Source organism: Mariniluteicoccus flavus (genome assembly GCF_054776655.1).
Genome location: NZ_BAAHBN010000004.1, coordinates 54822 through 70818, shown reverse-complemented (window position 1 = coordinate 70818; position 15997 = coordinate 54822). Strand labels below are relative to the sequence as shown.

Here is a 15997-nt window from a genome sequence, read left to right as displayed (position 1 = left end):
GCGATGGCGTCACAAACAAGAGTGGTGGCGTCATTCATGACGTCGTTCTCATCCAGAGGCCATTCCCCTGTTCCCGGGAGCCCGCGTACGCTGTGGCCAGACCCATCCGAGGAGGCGTTCCATGTTCCCCACCGACAGGCCCGGCGGCCGCCCGCAGCCCCCCGCGCCGGAGCGCGAGCAGCACACGTCCGGCGACCTCAGCCATCCCGAGGACGCCCCCGAGCCCGGCCAGCCACCGACGGCCGACACGGCCGGCCCCCAGGTCGACGAGAGCCTCCCGGCCGACGCGGCCGAGGAGTCGCGCGAGAAGTGGTGGGAGTCCGAGGCCGACGCCGACGAGGCGTGACGGACACCGGCGGTATCGTGCAGCGGTGACCTTCAACCCCGAACTCTGGGAGCCCGTCGCCGGCTTCGACCTCACCGACATCACCTACCACCGCGCCAGGCACGTGCCGGCCGTCCGCATCGCGTTCGACCGCCCCGACGTCCGCAACGCCTTCCGCCCCCACACCGTCGACGAGCTCTATCGCGTGCTCGACCACGCCCGCATGAGCTCCGACATCGGCTGCGTGCTGCTCACCGGCAACGGGCCGTCACCCCGCGACGGCGGCTGGGCGTTCTGTTCCGGCGGTGACCAGCGCATCCGCGGTCGCTCGGGCTACCAGTACGCCGACGGCGACACCGCCGACACGGTGGACCCGGCGCGGGCCGGCCGGCTGCACATCCTCGAGGTGCAGCGCCTGATCCGGTTCATGCCGAAGGTCGTCATCGCCATGGTCAACGGCTGGGCCGCCGGCGGCGGACACTCGCTCCACGTCGTCTGTGACATGACGATCGCCTCGCGCGAGCACGCCCGGTTCAAGCAGACCGATGCCGACGTGGGCTCGTTCGACGGCGGGTTCGGGTCGGCGTACCTCGCCCGGCAGGTCGGCCAGAAGGTCGCCCGCGAGATCTTCTTCCTGGGCGAGACCTACGACGCCCAGCGGGCCTACGAGATGGGGACGGTCAACCGCGTGGCCGACCACGACGCCCTCGAAGACCTCGGCCTCGAGATGGCGGCGGCGATCTGCCAGAAGTCGCCGACGGCGCAGCGCATGCTCAAATACGCGTTCAACGCCATCGACGACGGGCTGGTCGGCCAGCAGGTGTTCGCCGGTGAGACGACGCGACTGGCCTACATGACCGACGAGGCGGTCGAAGGCCGCGACAGCTTCCTGGAGAAGCGCGACCCGGACTGGTCGGCGTTCCCCTATTACTACTGAGGGCGGAGGGCGTACGCCTCAGTGCGCCAGCCCATACAGGCGGTCGCCCGCGTCGCCGAGGCCCGGGACGATGTAGCCGACCTCGTTCAGCTTCTCGTCGATGGCCGCCACCACGAGCGTGCACGGCACCTCGAGGTCCTCGAGCAGCTGCTTGACCCGCGCGATGCCCTCGGGCGCCGCCAGCAGGCAGATACAGGTGATGTGGTCGGCGCCGCGGCCGACGAGGAACTTGATGGTGCCCGCGAGCGAGCCGCCGGTGGCCAACATCGGGTCGAGCACATAGCACTGGCGGCCCGACAGGTCGGCGGGGAGCCGCTCGGCGTACGTGAACGGCTCAAGGGTCTCCTCGTCGCGCACCATGCCGACGAAGCCGACCTCGGCGCTCGGGATGAGACGCGTCATGCCTTCGAGCATGCCGAGGCCCGCGCGCAGGATCGGCACGACCAGCGGCGGCGGCGAGGTGAGGTGGACACCCTTCGCCGAGGTGACCGGCGTCTCCACGGTGTGCTCGCGGACGCGGATCTCACGCGTCGCCTCATAGCCGAGCAGCGTCACGAGCTCCTCGGTCAGCCTCCGGAACGTGGCGGAGTCGGTCCGCCTGTCCCGCAGCAGCGTGAGCTTGTGCTCCACGAGCGGGTGGGACACGTCGATGACGTCCATGGGGGCCTCCTCGGGGTCGTTGCCTCGGGCCGCGAGCCTACCGCTCCAGGTTGGCGCTTGCGTGCTCGCTCTCCTGCGGGGTCGGGCGCCCGGTGCCGTGGGCCGTGTGGTCGTGGGGGACCTCTTCGCCCGCGGCCACGGGGCCCGGGGGCGTGCCGTCGCCGAACGGGCGGCCGCCCAGTTCCTCGCGACGGTGGGGGGTCAGCCAGTCGGCCAGGTCCGGTCCCGCGGGCACGATGCGCGTGGGGTTCACGTCGCCGTGGGTCACGTAGTAGTGCTGCTTGATCTGCACGAAGTCGGTCGTGTCGCCGAAGCCGGGGGTCTGATAGAGGTCCCGCGCGTACGCCCACAGCGCGTCGAACTCCGACAGCCGCGAGCGGTTGCACTTGAAGTGGCCGTGATAGACGGGGTCGAAGCGCGCGAGCGTCGTGAACAGCCGGATGTCGGCCTCCGTGATCGTCTCGCCCATGAGGAACCGACGCGTGGTCAGTCGCTCCTCCAGCGTGTCCAGCGCCGTGAACAGCCGGTCGTACGCCGCCTCGTACGCCTTCTGCGTGCTCGCGAAGCCGCAGCGGTAGACGCCGTTGTTGACCTCGGTGAAGACCAGCTGCATGACCTCCTCCATCTCGTCCCGCACCGCGTCGGGCCACAGGTCGGGGGCGCCGTCGCGGTGCAGCGCGGTCCACTCGAGCGAGAGGTCCTGCATGATCTGCGGGTGGTCGTTGGTCACCAGTTTCCCGCTGGCGACCTCGACGATCGCCGGGACCGTGATCCCGCGCGGATAGTCCGGGATGCGGGCGTCGTACGCGTCCTTCAGCCGCGGGATGCGCAGGACGGGGTCGAGGCCGTCCGGGTCGAGGTCGAACGTCCACGACCGCGCGTCGTGGGTCGGTCCGGGCATGCCGAGGGACAGCGCGGACTCGAGACCGAGCAGGCGGCGCGCGATGACGGTGCGGTTGGCCCAGGGGCACGCGCGGGCGGCGACCAGCCGATAGCGACCGGCCTCGACGGGCCACAGGTGGCGGCCCTCGGCGTCCTGGCCGGGCGAGGCGTCGGCCACCACGCGGTCGGCCACATAGTTCATGTCGCGCGTGAAGTCCCCGCGCTCGTCGACATACACGCCCTGCTTGCGCTCGCCCTGATCGGTCATGTTGACAAGTCAACCATGTGCGCCCCGCCCTGGGGTCGTGCCCCCGCCCGGAATCTGCGACGATGAGCGTCGAGACCGACCCTGGAGGCAGCGATGACCGACTTCACCAGTGACGACGACTACGAGTCGTTCGATCTGCGCGGCCGCACGCCCGTGGGCGGCGCGCCGGCGAGCGACGCGCGGGTGACGGCGAAGCCCGCCGATCCCGTGGACGTCGACGACGACGACCTCGAGGACGACTTCGACGACGATGATGACGACGACGACCTCGAGGACGCGACCGACGAGGACATCGACCTCGTCATCGCGATCCACCGCGAGGACGGCCAGCCCGTCGGCACGGCCCTGACGAAGGACCTCGCCAACGACCTCGACGAGCTCATCGCCCAGCTCCGCCGCCTGCCGGCCGACGCCGGCGCGCTCGGCATGGTCTCGCTGGCCGACGAGGTCTTCGTGCTCTGCCGCGTCCGGGGCGCCAACGTCCAGGCGCTGCTCTCCGACGCCGCGGCGGCCAACGACTGGCCCATCGCCCGCGACGTGGCCGACTTCCTCGGCGAGGACATCCCCGACCCGGACGACGACGACACCGGCGCGATGGGTGACCTCGGCATCCTCGTCGACGTGGGCGTGAGCGAGTTCGAGATGGAGTCGCTGTGCGACGACCTCGACTCCGACACCGACGAGCTGCTCGCCACGATCGCCGACCGCATGGCGGCCGGCACCGCCTTCCGTCGGGCGCTCGACGCGTTCGACGACTGACCCGGGCGCCCACGGACCCGAGCCAGCCGTGCGCCTCCACGACGCCATGGGCCTCGCCCTCGACGAGGCCCGCACCGCCGCCGACCATGGCGACGTGCCCATCGGCGCGGTCGTCCTCGACCCCCAGGGCCTGCCCGTGGCGTACGCCGGGAACGAGCGCGAGCTGACCGGTGACCCGACCGCGCACGCCGAGGTGCTGGCGCTGCGCCGGGCGGCCGAGGCCGCGGGGGAGTGGCGGCTCGAGGGCCACACGCTCGTGGTCACGCTCGAGCCCTGCACGATGTGCGCGGGTGCCCTGGTCCTGGCCCGGGTGGCGCGGGTGGTCTTCGGCGCCTACGACCCGAAGGGCGGCGCGATCGCCTCCCTGTTCGACGTGGTCAGGGACCCGCGGCTCAACCACCGCCCCGACGTCGTGGGCGGATTCCGGGCCGACGACTGCGGGGCCCTGCTGCGAGACTTCTTCGCGGGTCATCGGAACTGATCTGCGCCCGCTCGCCGAGCGGGCGTCAGCGAGACGAGGAGCTGGTACGCGGGCCGCGGCCGCGCCGAATGATGCGAGGATTGCCCCATGAGCATCCTGAGCAGCGTCGAGCGCGCCCCTCGTGACCCGATCCTCGGCCTCACCGAGGCCTTCAACGGCGATTCCCGTCCCGACAAGGTGAACCTCGGTGTCGGCGTCTACACCGACGAGTCCGGCAAGGTCCCGCTGCTCGAGGTCGTCAAGGTCGCCCAGGAACGGCTCGCCGAGGACCGCAAGCCGTACGGCTATCTCCCCATCGACGGGCTGAAGGCGTACGACGACGCCGTCGCCGACCTCGTGTTCGGCGACTCCGTCCCGCGCGATCGCGTCGCGGTCGTGCAGGCGCTGGGCGGCACCGGTGCGCTCAAGGTCGCCGCCGACTTCCTGAAGTCGGTCAACGGCAACGCGCAGGTCTACATCTCCGACCCCAGCTGGGAGAACCACCGCGCCCTGTTCGCCCGCGCGGGCTTCGACGTCGAGACCTATCCCTACTACGACGCCGCGGCGCGCGCCATCGACGTCGACGGCCTGCTCGCCACCCTGCGCGAACTCGACGAGCGCACGGTCGTCGTCCTGCACGCCTGCTGCCACAACCCCACCGGCTATGACCTGACGCCCGACCAGTGGGGCCAGGTCCTCGAGGTCGTCCAGGAGCGCAACCTCGTGCCGATCCTCGACATGGCCTACCAGGGCTTCGCGACGGGCATCGACGAGGACGGCGCCGTCGTACGCCGGTTCGCCGAGGCCGGCGTGACCACGTTCGTGACCAACTCGTTCTCGAAGACCTTCTCGCTCTACGGCGAGCGCATCGGTGCGCTGTCGGTCGTCTGCGCCGACGCCGACGAGGCCGCCCGCGTGATGTCGCAGCTCAAGATCATCGTGCGCACCACCTACTCCAACCCGCCCACCCACGGAGCCCAGATCGTCGCGGCCGTGCTGACCGACGCGGGCCTGCGTACGCAGTGGGAGGCCGAGCTGGCCGCCATGCGCGGCCGCATCAAGGCGATGCGCCAGGGCCTCCGTGACGGGTTGAGCGCCGCGCGGCCCGACATGGACGTGGACTACATCACGACCCAGAACGGCATGTTCTCCTATTCGGGCCTGACCGCCGAGCAGATGCAGGCGCTGCGCGCCGACCACGGCGTCTACGGCCTCGACTCGGGTCGCATCTGCGTCGCCGCGCTCAACGAGGGCAACCTCGCGCGCGTGGTCGCGGCGGTGGCCGCGGTCTGAGCGCGAGCCGCCACTTCACGTTCGCTGAGCGAGCGCAGCGAGTCGAAGCGTTGGCTGAGCGAGCGCAGCGAGTCGAAGCGTTGGCTGAGCGAGCGCAGCGAGTCGAAGCGCGGATTGGCGTCGCCGACCCGAACCCGGTAATGTCTTTCGACGGTGACGTGTCTGAGCGGCCGAAGGAGCTCGCCTCGAAAGCGAGTGTAGGGAAACCTACCGCGGGTTCAAATCCCGCCGTCACCGCCAGGCGGAGGGGCCGGATCCATCAGGGTCCGGCCCCTCGTCATTTCTCCCCGCGTCACGAGATCCTTCGCGTAACCCCTTGTGGGCCCGCCGTCTGTGGGTTAGTTTCCCCAACAAGCCAGTTCGGCGGAAATGGTTAACGTATCAACCACCCGCCGGGCTTCCCCCGGACGATGGAGTCTCGCCATGGACGTCTCGCTTTCCCTCAGCCGCCGCTCCCTGCTCGCGGGGCTCGGCGCCAGCGCGCTGGTCGGCACCGGCCTCACCTGCGCCCCCCGCGCGTACGCCGGGCCGCCCGTCACCAACCCGAACGCCATCAACGGCTGGGTCAACTCGACGCTCGACCACATGACGCGCGCCCAGAAGATCGGCCAGCTGTTCGTCCAGGAGGTCTTCGGTTCCGACCCGACGACGCCCGACAGGCGCAACCTCGCGAACTTCGGCGAGGCCGTCCCGGCGAAGATCGTCGAGAAGTTCCACCTCGGCGGCGTGATCTATTTCGCCTGGACCGACAGCTTCAAGAACCCCGAGCAGGTCGCCCGCCTGTCCAACGGGCTGCAGTCGGCGGCGCTGGCCTCCGGTGGACACAAGAAGGTACGCATCCCCCTCCAGATCGCCACGGACCAGGAGCAGGGCGTCGTGACCCGCTTCGGGCCCCCCGCCACGCAGTTCCCGGGCTCGATGGCGCTCGGCGCGGGCCGCAGCGCCGCCGACGCCCGCACGGCCGCCGCGATCACCGGCAAGGAGTTGCGCGCCGTCGGCATCAACGTCGACTTCGCGCCGGTGTCCGACGTCAATGTCAACGCCCTCAACCCGGTCATCGGCGTCCGCGCCTTCGGGTCCGATCCCGCGCTGGTCGCCGAGATGGTCGCGGCCCAGGTCGACGGCTACCAGAACGACGGGCGGGTCTCCTCGTCCACCAAGCACTTCCCGGGCCACGGCGACACGGCGACCGACTCCCACACGGGCCTGCCGGTGATCACCCACACCAAGGAGGAGTGGCTCCGCATCGACGCGCCCCCCTTCAAAGCCGCCATCGCCCGCGGCGTCGACATGGTGATGACCGCCCACCTCGTCATGACCGCGTTCGACCCGTCGGGCGACCCGGCGACCCTGAGCCGGCCCGTCATCACGGGTCTGCTCCGCGAGGAGCTCGGCTATGACGGCGTCGTCATCACCGACGGCCTGATGATGAAGGGCGTCCGCGAGAAGTACGGCGACGCCGAGGTGGCCGTGAAGGCGCTCGAGGCGGGCTGTGACCAGCTGCTGATGTGCCCCGACATCCAGCCGGCGATCGCGGCGATCAACGCGGCGCTCGACTCGGGCCGCCTCACCGAGGACGACCTGAACGCCAAGGTGCGCCGCATCCTGCGGATGAAGTATCGCCGCGGCATGGTCGCCGAGCCCCTTGCCGAGGTGGCCCAGATCCCTGCCGTGGTGGGGATCCCGGCTCACCAGGCCCAGGCCGCCGCGATCTCGGACCGCACCGTGACCATCGTCAAGAACGACGCGGGGGCCCTCCCGCTGAAGCCGGCGGGGAAGAAGATCCTCGTCACCGGCTACGGACTCACGACGACCCAGCTCGTCGCCGACCAGCTCACCGCCCGCGGGGCCACCGCGACCGCGAAACAGACCGGCACGGCTCCGAACGACGCGACGATCGCGGCCACGCTGACGGCCGCGCAGGCCGTCGACACGGTCATCGTCCTCACCAACAAGGCCTGGGACACCGCGATCACCGACAAGGCGGCCGGCCAGCAGAAACTCGTCAAGGCCCTGCTCGCCACGGGGAAGCAGGTCATCGTCGTGGCGGTCCGCGATCCGTACGACATCGCGTACTTCACCGCCGCGCCGACCTACGTCGCGACCTACTCCTACAGCCCCGTCACGCCGCCGTCGCTCGTCCGGGTCCTGACCGGCGAGTCGAAGCCTCTCGGCAAGCTGCCCGTCGACATCCCGGTCGCCGGCGACCCGAAGACCGTCCTCTATCCGTTCGGCCACGGCCTCACCTACTGAGCCCCACACCTCTGATCAGCGAAGGAACACCACCATGTCTCTCGATCGTCGTCACCTCCTCGCGGCCGCCGGACTCACCGCCGCCGCCGTCCCCCTCACCCAGGCGAGCAAAGCGTTCGGCGCCCCGCCGGAGGACAAGAAGCCGAAGAAGGACAAGAAGTCGAAGGTCACCACCGCCGCCCAGCTCCAGTCGGAGCAGGGGTGGGCCGTGCTGAAGGGCCAGAAGGTCGGCGTCGTCACCAACCCGACCGGCGTGCTGCACGACCTCACCTCGATCGTCGACGACATGCACGCCAAGGGCGTGAACATCGTCGGGGTCTTCGGGCCGGAGCACGGCTTCCGCGGCACGGCCCAGGCCGGCTCGTCGGAGGGGACCTCCACCGACCCCCGCACGGGCCTGACGGTCTATGACACCTACGGCGCGAACCGGGCCAAGGTGGCCGGCATGTTCGCCACCGCGGGCGTCGAGACCGTCGTGTTCGACATCCAGGACGTGGGCGCGCGCTTCTACACCTACATCTGGACGATGTACACGACGATGCTCGCCGCCATCGACGCCAACGCCCGCTTCGTCGTGCTCGATCGCCCCAACCCCGTCGGCGGCGAGGCCAACGGTCCGATGATGACCGACGGCAACACGTCCGGTGTCGGCGCCGAGAAGATCATCCAGCAGCACGGCATGTCGGTCGGCGAGCTCGCCCGCATGTTCAACGAGCGCTACCTGCCGCTCGACGCCGACGGCAGGCGCCTGCGCGAGCTGACGGTCGTCGAGATGAAGGGTTGGAAGCGCGACATGCTGTTCGAGGACACGGGCCTCCACTGGGTGATGCCGAGCCCGAACATGCCGACGCCCGACACCGCCCTGCTCTATCCCGGGACGTGTTGGTTCGAGGCGACGAACCTGTCGGAGGGCCGCGGCACCACGCGTCCGTTCGAGATCATCGGCGCCCCCTACGTCGACCACCGGTGGGCGGAGCGCCTCAACTCCCGCGACCTGCCGGGCGTGCTGTTCCGCGAGATGTATTTCAATCCGACCATGAGCAAGAACATGGGCAAGGTCTGCGGTGGTGTCCAGGTCCACATCACCGACAGCCACGCCGTCGACGCGATCCGCACGGCCACCGAGATGATCGTCGCGCTGAAGGCGCTCTATCCCGGCTTCGCCTGGCGCGTCGGCGACACGTACGCGGGTCGCTGGATGGACCTGCTGTCCGGCTCCGCCCGCTTCCGCACCCAGGTCGACTCGGGCGCCGACGCGGCGACCATCATCGGCTCCTGGCAGGCCGAACTGGCGCAGTGGAACGCCGACCGCGCCCCGTTCCTGATCTACCGATGAGGTTGACATGACCCACCGCTCCGCGCTCATCGCCGCCGCCTCCGCACTCGTCCTCGCGCTCGGGGCCGCATACGCCCCACCGGCCGCCGCGCGCGACTTCGACCGCCCCTATGCGGGCTACGCCTCGCCCAACACCCGCCTGAAGACCGGTACGCCGGCGTCGGTGGGCCTCGAGTCCGGCCCGATCGAGGCGGCGAAGGCGAAGATCCGTGCCTACCAGTCCGCGACGCCGAACCCGCTGTTCCCCGGCGCGGTCGGCATCATGGGGCACGACGGCACCATCGTGGAGACCGACGCCAGCGGGTACGCCCGCCTGTACGCCGACGCGACCACGAAGCTGCCCGAGGCCGAGCGCGTCCCTATGCGCGAGGACACGGTCTTCGACCTGGCCTCCGTGTCGAAGCTGTTCACCTCGCTGGCCGTGGTGCAGCTGATCGAGCAGGGCAAGGTCGAACTCGACGCCCCCGTGGCGCGCTATCTGCCGGAGTTCGGCGGCCAGGGCAAGGACGCGCTCACGGTCCGCCACCTGCTCACCCACACCTCGGCGCTGCCCGCGTGGCTGCCGCTGTGGTCGCGCTATCCCGACAAGCCGGCCCGCATCGCCGCGGTCATGAACGCGACGCCGACGAACCCGCCCGACACGATCTATCGCTATTCCGACCTCAACCTGATCACGCTGGGGGTGCTGGTCGAGCGGCTCACGGGCAAGACCCTCGACCGGGCGGTCGCCGACGGCATCACCCGACCGCTCGGCATGACCGACACGGGCTACAACCCGACCGACCGGCGGCGCACGGCGGCCACGGAGTTCCAGACGGCCCCCGCCCGCGGGATGGTCTGGGGCGAGGTCCACGACGAGAACGCGTGGTCGCTGGGCGGGGTCGCCGGCCACGCCGGGGTGTTCTCCACGGCCAAGGACCTCGCCATCCTCTGCCAGACGCTGATCAACGGTGGCGCGTACGACCACCGCCGCATCCTCGCGCCCGAGTCCGTCGACCTCCTGACCCACAACTTCAACACGAAGTTCCCCGGCAACGACCACGGGCTCGGCTTCGAGTTGAACCAGCGTTGGTATGCCGAGGGTCTGTCGCACCCCACCGAGGCGGGCCACACGGGCTACACCGGCACGTCGCTCGTGATCGACTTCGCCTCGCGGTCGTTCGCGGTGCTGTTGACCAACCGCGTGCACCCGTCGCGCAACTGGGGATCGATCAACCCCGCCCGCCGCGACTGGGCCCAGGGTCTCGCCCTCGCCATCCCCGTGCGCCCCGACAAGGGGCGCGACGCGTGGTTCACCGGCGCCTCCAACGCGACCGTGGCCACGCTCGACCTTCCCCTGGCCGTACGCCCCGGAGGTGCGTCGCTGCGGTTCGACGCGATGGTCGACACGGAGGAGACCGACCCGCTCGTGCTCGAGCGTTCCGCCGACGGGGGAGCGACGTGGGCGAAGGTCCCGTTCACCGTCACGGTGCCCGACGCCGCGCCGGTCGCGACCGACGGCGCGTGGGCGACGTCGGGCGTACGCCGGTGGGTGCGGGTGGACGCCCAGCTGCCGGCCGGCGACCAGACCCTGCGCTGGCGCCACACGACCGACGCGCTCTATCTGGGGCGCGGCGTCTATGTCGACGACATCCAGGTGCGCGGCGGGGCGAAGGTGGACGGCGAGAAGGATGCGTCCCGCTTCGTCGCGTCGAACTGGGTGCTGACAGATCGCTGACTACATTTGTCCTATGAATGAAACTGCTGACGCGGGGACCGCGACCGCACCCGTCCTGGTGCGGTTGCGGGCGCTGCGCCCCGGCCTCACGCCCGCCGAGGAGCGCGTGGCCGCGCTGGCCCTCGATGATCCGCGTGCCGCGTCGGCGCTGACCATCACCCAACTCGCCGACGCCGCGCTCACGTCGGAGACCTCGGTGCTCCGGTTCGCCCGCCGGCTGGGGTTCAAGGGTTATCCGGGTCTGCGGCTCGCGCTCGCCGAGGCCGGGGCCCGTTCCGCGAAGCCGGCCCATCCGGGCGGCGACATCACCCCGGACGACTCCATCGACGACATCATCGAGAAGGTGGCGGGCGCGGGCGCCCGCACCGTCCAGGAGACCGGCGAGCAGCTCGATCGGGCGACGCTCGGAAAGGTCGCGGAGTTGGTGGCCCAGGCCCACCGCATCGACATCTACGGTGTCGGCGCGAGCGCGTTGGTCGGCGGTGACCTCCAGGCCAAGCTCCATCGCATCGGGGCCATCGCGTACGCCTGGTCCGACGCCCATGCCGCCCTCGCGAGCGTGACCCTGCTCGATTCCGACGACGTCGCGATCGCGATCAGCCACACCGGCACGACGGCCGAGGCGATCGAGGTCCTCGAGGCCGCCCGGGCGCGCGGCGCGACGACGGTGGCAATCACGAACTTCCCCAACTCGCCGCTGGCGCGCGTGGCCGAGCACGTGCTCACGACGGCGGCCGAGGAGACCCCGCTGCGGTCCGGTGCCATGGCCTCCCGCATCGCCGCCCTCATCGTCGTGGACTGCCTGTTCCTGGCGACGGCCCAACACCGCTATGACCAGGCGATCAGCGCGGTGGCGACGACCCGCGAGGCGGTCCGCAAACACCACCGTTCGGCCCGCTGAGGCGTCGCCCAGAACGCCCGCCCCCAGAACGCAACGTGTGCACACGCGTGCTCAGGTTGCGTCGACACGCCGGGCGCAAAACCCAACCCCTGCACACGCGCCGTCCGCCCGGGCGGCGCGTGTGCTGCTCCACCCGCCTCGCCTGACCCACATGCATCCCCATCACCCCTCCCGTCAACCCCTCACCCAGATGGAAATTTCAGTTCCACCTTCCTGCCCGAGAACCGTTCCTGAGAGAACTCTCATCACATAGGTTCCTTCACAACCCACCACCACGGCCCGCCGCCCGCGGGTCCGATCGAAGGAACCCCATGAGCCGAAACCACGCCCGCGTGGCGTCGGTGGCGGCCGGAACGCTCATTGCGTCCGGCCTCGTCGCCCCCGTCGCAGCCCACGCCGCTCCGCCGAGCCACTCCGAGCCCCAGGTCGCCGACCTGGTGTCTCGCGAGCTGCGCAACCAGAAGCTCGACTGGCACACCTGCCAGTTCCCCGACGTCCCCGAGGCGACGGCGAAGAAGCTCCTCGCGGTCCCCGGTGTCCAGTGCGCCACCATCACGGTTCCCCGCGACTGGTATCGCGCCCGCGACGGCCAGACCATCAAGGTCGAGATCTCGAAGGTCCCCGCGAAGAACCCGGCCAAGCGCCGCGGCATCATGCTGCTCAACCCCGGTGGTCCCGGCGGTTCCGGCCTCGGCTGGGGTCCCGCCATCCAGCTCCGCTCGCCCGACGTGGCCGAGGCGTACGACACCATCGGCTTCGACCCGCGCGGCGTCGGCCAGTCCACCAAGCTGGTCTGCACCTACGACTCGAACGCGAAGACGCAGGCCGAGGCCGCCAAGAAGTACGCGGACGGCTGCCTGCAGAACCCCCTGACGCCGTTCATCACCACGCGCCAGACCACGCTCGACATGGACTTCGTGCGCCACCTGCTGGGTGAGAGGAAGATGAGCTACATCGGCTACTCCTACGGCACCTGGCTGGGCGGCTCGTACGCCACCACGTTCCCGTCGCGCACCGACCGCTTCATCCTCGACTCGTCGGTCGACATGTCGAAGGGCACGCTCGAGGCGACCTGGGACCTCCAGCCGGCCACGCGCGATCGTCAGTTCCAGGACATGATGCTGCCGTTCATCTCGCGCCACGACGACGTCTACGGGCTCGGCACCGACCCGATGGCGATCCGCAAGCGCTTCGAGGAGACTGGCGGTTTCGACAACTACGTGAACCTGATCGTCGGTGTGAACACCGTGATCAGCGCGATGTATGACACGTCGCAGTACGAGAAGGCCGCCGCCGTCATCTCGGTGCTCGCCAAGCGCAACCCGACCAACGACCGCATGGACTTCCGCGATCCCTACGGCATCGAGGCCCAGAAGCGCATGCCCCAGGTGATGGAGGAGGTGCGCTCCGAGGTCGCGAAGCTGAAGATCTCCGAGAAGTCGAAGAACGAGGTGTCGCGTTCCCTCGACGAGGGCCTGGCCGAATACCGTGAGGCCGCCGCGCCAGCTCCGCAAGCGCCCAAGCTGAAGCAGGACGACGGAGCGTTCGAGGCGATCCGCTGCCAGGACGGCCAGTGGACCACCGACCTGAACGTCTGGGCCACCAAGCTCGACGAGGGCTTCAAGAAGGCCCCGCTGACCTCGATGCTGCAGTCGATCCCGGCGTGCGCCTTCTGGCCCGCCAAGGAGAAGGGCTTCCCCGAGCTCAAGGACCAGAAGATCCCGGGCGTGCTGTTCCTGCAGTCCGAGTTCGACGCGGCCACCGCGTACGAGGGGGCGAAGGGCTCCATCACGAAGTTCAAGGCATCGAAGGCCCTCCTGGTCGACAACGAGGGTTCCCACGGCCTGTTCCCCTACGGCACCGAGTGTGTCGACGCACCGGCGTTGAACTGGCTGCTGGCCGGCAAGCTGCCGAAGAACAAGTGGAGCTCCTGCGTCGGCAGCCCGCTGCCCGGCGAGATCTACACCTACAACGTGGGTGGCACGGTCAACAAGAATGGCCAGCTGAAGGGCTTCAAGATGGAGACCGAGGCCGTCAAGGAGGCCAACGCCATCGTCGCCGAGCTCCGCAAGAAGGCCGGCATCCCCGACACCCCGGGCGATGACGCCGGCCTCGCCGAGGTCTCGCGCTCGCTGCTCCCGACGCGCTGACCCACCCACCCCGTCGGCGCCGGTCGAACGAGCATCCTCCGCTCGTTCGGCCGGCGCCTTCACGTCGCAGGGAGTTCCCATGACCCGAGGTTCCGCTCTCGCCGGCCTCACCGACGCCGCGGTCGCCAACGCCCTCGGTGCCGTTGTCTTCCACCGCACCACCGAGGAGCTGGCCGTCGTCCTCGAGCTCGAGAACGGTGTACGCGTGGTCGTCACCGACCTGACCGGCCTCGGCGACCCGGAGGAGACGTACGCCCTGCTCCGCTCCACCCATGCCGCCACGGGTCACGCCCGAGCCGCGGACATCGCCGGGGGAGAGGGGTTCCTCGCCGACGGGCCCCTGCGCGGCGCGGTCGACTGCACGGTCCTGGCCCAGGAGCGCGTCCACACCGTGTCGGTCGTCGGGGGCGACGACCCCGCCGGCGCCGCCGTGACACTGGCGGGGGCGTTGCTCAACCTGTGAAAAACTGTCCCCGACGTCGAGGAGAGGGGCCCGGATGGATCTGGATCAGCTGCTCCTCGTCGGGTCCGGAGTCGTCCTCGTCGCCATCATCTCGTCGCGCATCGGCGCCCGGCTCGGGCTGCCGTCGCTGTTGCTCTTCCTCGGTCTCGGCATGGCGCTGGGCGACGCGGGTGCCGGCATCCAGTTCTCCGACGCCGAGCTCGCCCACTCGCTGGGGTTCGCCGCGCTGGTCCTGATCCTGGCCGAGGGCGGCCTGACGACCCGCTGGGTGGAGATCCGCGGTGCCCTCCCCGTCGCCGGGCTTCTCGCGACGGTCGGCATCGCCGTCAGTGTCGGGGCGTGTTTCGTGTTCGCCCACTACGTGCTGGGCCTCGACCCGTGGATCGCCGTGCTGCTCGGCGCGGTCTGCTCGCCGACCGACTCCGCCGCGGTGTTCTCCGTCCTGCGGCGCGTCCCGCTCCCGGCCCGCGTCCGCTCGACGCTGGAGGCCGAGTCGGGTCTCAACGACGCCCCCACGGTCCTGTTGGTCACCGCCGCCAGCGCGTACGCCGCGGGGCACGGCGGCGAGGGCCCGGTCGGATTCCTGGCGATGGTGGGTTTCGAGCTCGCCGGGGGCCTGTTCGTCGGCGTCGTGCTGGGCTGGTTCGGCGTCAAGGTGCTGCGCAACATGGCACTTCCGAGCTCGGGCCTCTATCCCCTGGCCGCGCTGGTCTGGGCCGTCCTGGCGTACGCGGTGGGCGACTTCGTCCACACCTCCGGGTTCGCGGCGGTCTATGTGTGCGCCGTGATGCTCGGCAACGGCCAGCTGCCCCACCGGCAGGCGACGCGCTCGTTCGTGGAGGGCATCGGCTGGATCGCCCAGATCGGCCTGTTCGTGATGCTCGGCCTGCTGGCCTCGCCCGGACGGATCAGCGTACGCGTGGTCGTCATCGCGCTCCTGTTCGGCGTGTTCCTGACCCTGGTGGCCCGGCCGCTGTCGGTGTGGGTGGCGTCCGCGCCGTTCCGGGTGCCGTGGCGCGAGCAGGTGTTCCTGTCGTGGGCGGGCCTGCGTGGTGCGGTGCCGATCATCCTCGCCACGGTGCCGCTCGTCGACAAGGTGCCCCAGGCCGAGACGGTGTTCGACATCGTCGTGGTGTTCGTCGTGGTGTTCACGGTCCTGCAGGGTCCGACGCTGCCCGCGCTGGCCCGGCGGCTCGGCATCGTCGACGACGCCCCGGCGGACGTCGAGGTGGAGGTCGCGCCGATGGAGCGCATCCGCGCCGAGCTCGTCCAGGTCCGCATCCCGCCGACCTCCCAACTCGCCAACGTCGAGGTGGGCGAGCTGCGCCTGCCCAAGGACGCGGTGGTGTCGCTGGTGATCCGCGGTGCGGAGCCGTTCGCGCCCGACGACCGCACGGTGCTGCGGACCGGGGACGAGCTGTTGATCGTGACGCCGGCCAAGGAGAGGGAGGCGGTCGAGGCCCGGCTGCGCGAAGTCGCCCAGGGCGGGCGCCTGGCGCGCTGGCGCCGCGGGCTGGAGGCGCCGGCCGAGGACGTGGACTAGACGTTCTCCGAGCGAGCGCGCGTCTTCACGTTCTCCGAGCGAGCGGGCGA

General features: G+C 70.4%; 14 protein-coding genes and 1 tRNA gene. 13 read left to right on the top strand and 2 right to left on the bottom strand.

Annotated features, from left to right (window positions below; translation table 11 throughout):
- Positions 1-121: 121 nt before the first annotated feature.
- Both ACYVAG_RS08520 and ACYVAG_RS08515 read left to right on the top strand, forming a co-directional pair.
- Positions 122-346, top strand: a complete 225-nt coding sequence (locus ACYVAG_RS08520; RefSeq protein WP_460768808.1) for a hypothetical protein — start codon at positions 122-124, stop codon at positions 344-346.
- Between the two features lie 25 nt (positions 347-371).
- On the top strand, positions 372-1262 hold the full coding sequence (locus tag ACYVAG_RS08515) for a 1,4-dihydroxy-2-naphthoyl-CoA synthase (RefSeq protein WP_460768806.1): 891 nt from the start codon (positions 372-374) through the stop codon (positions 1260-1262).
- An 18-nt stretch (positions 1263-1280) separates the two neighbouring features.
- Here ACYVAG_RS08515 and upp read toward each other — a convergent pair whose 3' ends face one another.
- On the bottom strand, positions 1281-1922 hold the full coding sequence (upp, locus tag ACYVAG_RS08510) for a uracil phosphoribosyltransferase (protein ID WP_460768803.1): 642 nt from the start codon (positions 1920-1922) through the stop codon (positions 1281-1283).
- A 37-nt stretch (positions 1923-1959) separates the two neighbouring features.
- Positions 1960-3072: a glutathione S-transferase family protein gene (locus ACYVAG_RS08505; RefSeq protein ID WP_460768800.1), complete on the bottom strand. Its 1113-nt coding sequence runs from the start codon at positions 3070-3072 to the stop codon at positions 1960-1962.
- Positions 3073-3165: 93 nt separating this feature from the next.
- Here ACYVAG_RS08505 and ACYVAG_RS08500 point away from each other — a divergent pair, with 93 nt between their 5' ends.
- The 11 genes from ACYVAG_RS08500 (at position 3166) to ACYVAG_RS08450 (ending at position 15947) form a co-directional block, all read left to right on the top strand.
- Positions 3166-3831: a tRNA adenosine deaminase-associated protein gene (locus ACYVAG_RS08500; protein ID WP_460768798.1), complete on the top strand. Its 666-nt coding sequence runs from the start codon at positions 3166-3168 to the stop codon at positions 3829-3831.
- A 46-nt stretch (positions 3832-3877) separates the two neighbouring features.
- Positions 3878-4312 carry a nucleoside deaminase gene (locus tag ACYVAG_RS08495; RefSeq protein WP_460769186.1) on the top strand — a complete coding sequence of 145 codons (435 nt, stop codon included), beginning with the start codon at positions 3878-3880 and terminating at the stop codon, positions 4310-4312.
- A gap of 87 nt (positions 4313-4399) precedes the next feature.
- Positions 4400-5584, top strand: a complete 1185-nt coding sequence (locus ACYVAG_RS08490) for an amino acid aminotransferase (RefSeq protein ID WP_460768796.1) — start codon at positions 4400-4402, stop codon at positions 5582-5584.
- Positions 5585-5736: 152 nt separating this feature from the next.
- A tRNA-Ser gene (locus ACYVAG_RS08485) sits at positions 5737-5824 on the top strand.
- A gap of 183 nt (positions 5825-6007) precedes the next feature.
- Complete coding sequence (locus ACYVAG_RS08480; protein ID WP_460768794.1) at positions 6008-7837, top strand: glycoside hydrolase family 3 protein; 1830 nt, start codon at positions 6008-6010, stop codon at positions 7835-7837.
- 34 nt (positions 7838-7871) lie between these two features.
- Entirely contained in the window at positions 7872-9173 is a 1302-nt protein-coding gene (locus tag ACYVAG_RS08475) for an exo-beta-N-acetylmuramidase NamZ family protein (protein WP_460768793.1), read from the top strand.
- 7 nt (positions 9174-9180) lie between these two features.
- Positions 9181-10890: a serine hydrolase domain-containing protein gene (locus tag ACYVAG_RS08470; RefSeq protein WP_460768791.1), complete on the top strand. Its 1710-nt coding sequence runs from the start codon at positions 9181-9183 to the stop codon at positions 10888-10890.
- A 13-nt stretch (positions 10891-10903) separates the two neighbouring features.
- Positions 10904-11791 carry a MurR/RpiR family transcriptional regulator gene (locus ACYVAG_RS08465; RefSeq protein WP_460768790.1) on the top strand — a complete coding sequence of 296 codons (888 nt, stop codon included), beginning with the start codon at positions 10904-10906 and terminating at the stop codon, positions 11789-11791.
- Between the two features lie 311 nt (positions 11792-12102).
- Positions 12103-13941: an alpha/beta fold hydrolase gene (locus tag ACYVAG_RS08460; protein ID WP_460768787.1), complete on the top strand. Its 1839-nt coding sequence runs from the start codon at positions 12103-12105 to the stop codon at positions 13939-13941.
- Positions 13942-14020: 79 nt separating this feature from the next.
- Positions 14021-14404 carry a hypothetical protein gene (locus ACYVAG_RS08455; RefSeq protein WP_460768786.1) on the top strand — a complete coding sequence of 128 codons (384 nt, stop codon included), beginning with the start codon at positions 14021-14023 and terminating at the stop codon, positions 14402-14404.
- A 34-nt stretch (positions 14405-14438) separates the two neighbouring features.
- Positions 14439-15947 (top strand): potassium/proton antiporter, encoded by a 1509-nt coding sequence (locus ACYVAG_RS08450; protein WP_460768784.1) that lies wholly within the window; start codon positions 14439-14441, stop codon positions 15945-15947.
- Positions 15948-15997: the final 50 nt, after the last annotated feature.

Excerpts from the sequence above, each read along its gene's own strand:
- ACYVAG_RS08520 (WP_460768808.1), top strand. The coding sequence starts at position 122 with ATGTTCCCCACCGACAGGCCCGGCGGCCGCCCGCAGCCCCCCGCGCCG.
- upp (WP_460768803.1), bottom strand. The coding sequence starts at position 1,922 with ATGGACGTCATCGACGTGTCCCACCCGCTCGTGGAGCACAAGCTCACG.
- ACYVAG_RS08505 (WP_460768800.1), bottom strand. The coding sequence starts at position 3,072 with ATGACCGATCAGGGCGAGCGCAAGCAGGGCGTGTATGTCGACGAGCGC.
- ACYVAG_RS08500 (WP_460768798.1), top strand. The coding sequence starts at position 3,166 with ATGACCGACTTCACCAGTGACGACGACTACGAGTCGTTCGATCTGCGC.
- ACYVAG_RS08495 (WP_460769186.1), top strand. The coding sequence starts at position 3,878 with ATGGGCCTCGCCCTCGACGAGGCCCGCACCGCCGCCGACCATGGCGAC.
- ACYVAG_RS08490 (WP_460768796.1), top strand. The coding sequence starts at position 4,400 with ATGAGCATCCTGAGCAGCGTCGAGCGCGCCCCTCGTGACCCGATCCTC.
- ACYVAG_RS08480 (WP_460768794.1), top strand. The coding sequence starts at position 6,008 with ATGGACGTCTCGCTTTCCCTCAGCCGCCGCTCCCTGCTCGCGGGGCTC.
- ACYVAG_RS08475 (WP_460768793.1), top strand. The coding sequence starts at position 7,872 with ATGTCTCTCGATCGTCGTCACCTCCTCGCGGCCGCCGGACTCACCGCC.
- ACYVAG_RS08470 (WP_460768791.1), top strand. The coding sequence starts at position 9,181 with ATGACCCACCGCTCCGCGCTCATCGCCGCCGCCTCCGCACTCGTCCTC.
- ACYVAG_RS08465 (WP_460768790.1), top strand. The coding sequence starts at position 10,904 with ATGAATGAAACTGCTGACGCGGGGACCGCGACCGCACCCGTCCTGGTG.
- ACYVAG_RS08460 (WP_460768787.1), top strand. The coding sequence starts at position 12,103 with ATGAGCCGAAACCACGCCCGCGTGGCGTCGGTGGCGGCCGGAACGCTC.
- ACYVAG_RS08455 (WP_460768786.1), top strand. The coding sequence starts at position 14,021 with ATGACCCGAGGTTCCGCTCTCGCCGGCCTCACCGACGCCGCGGTCGCC.
- ACYVAG_RS08450 (WP_460768784.1), top strand. The coding sequence starts at position 14,439 with ATGGATCTGGATCAGCTGCTCCTCGTCGGGTCCGGAGTCGTCCTCGTC.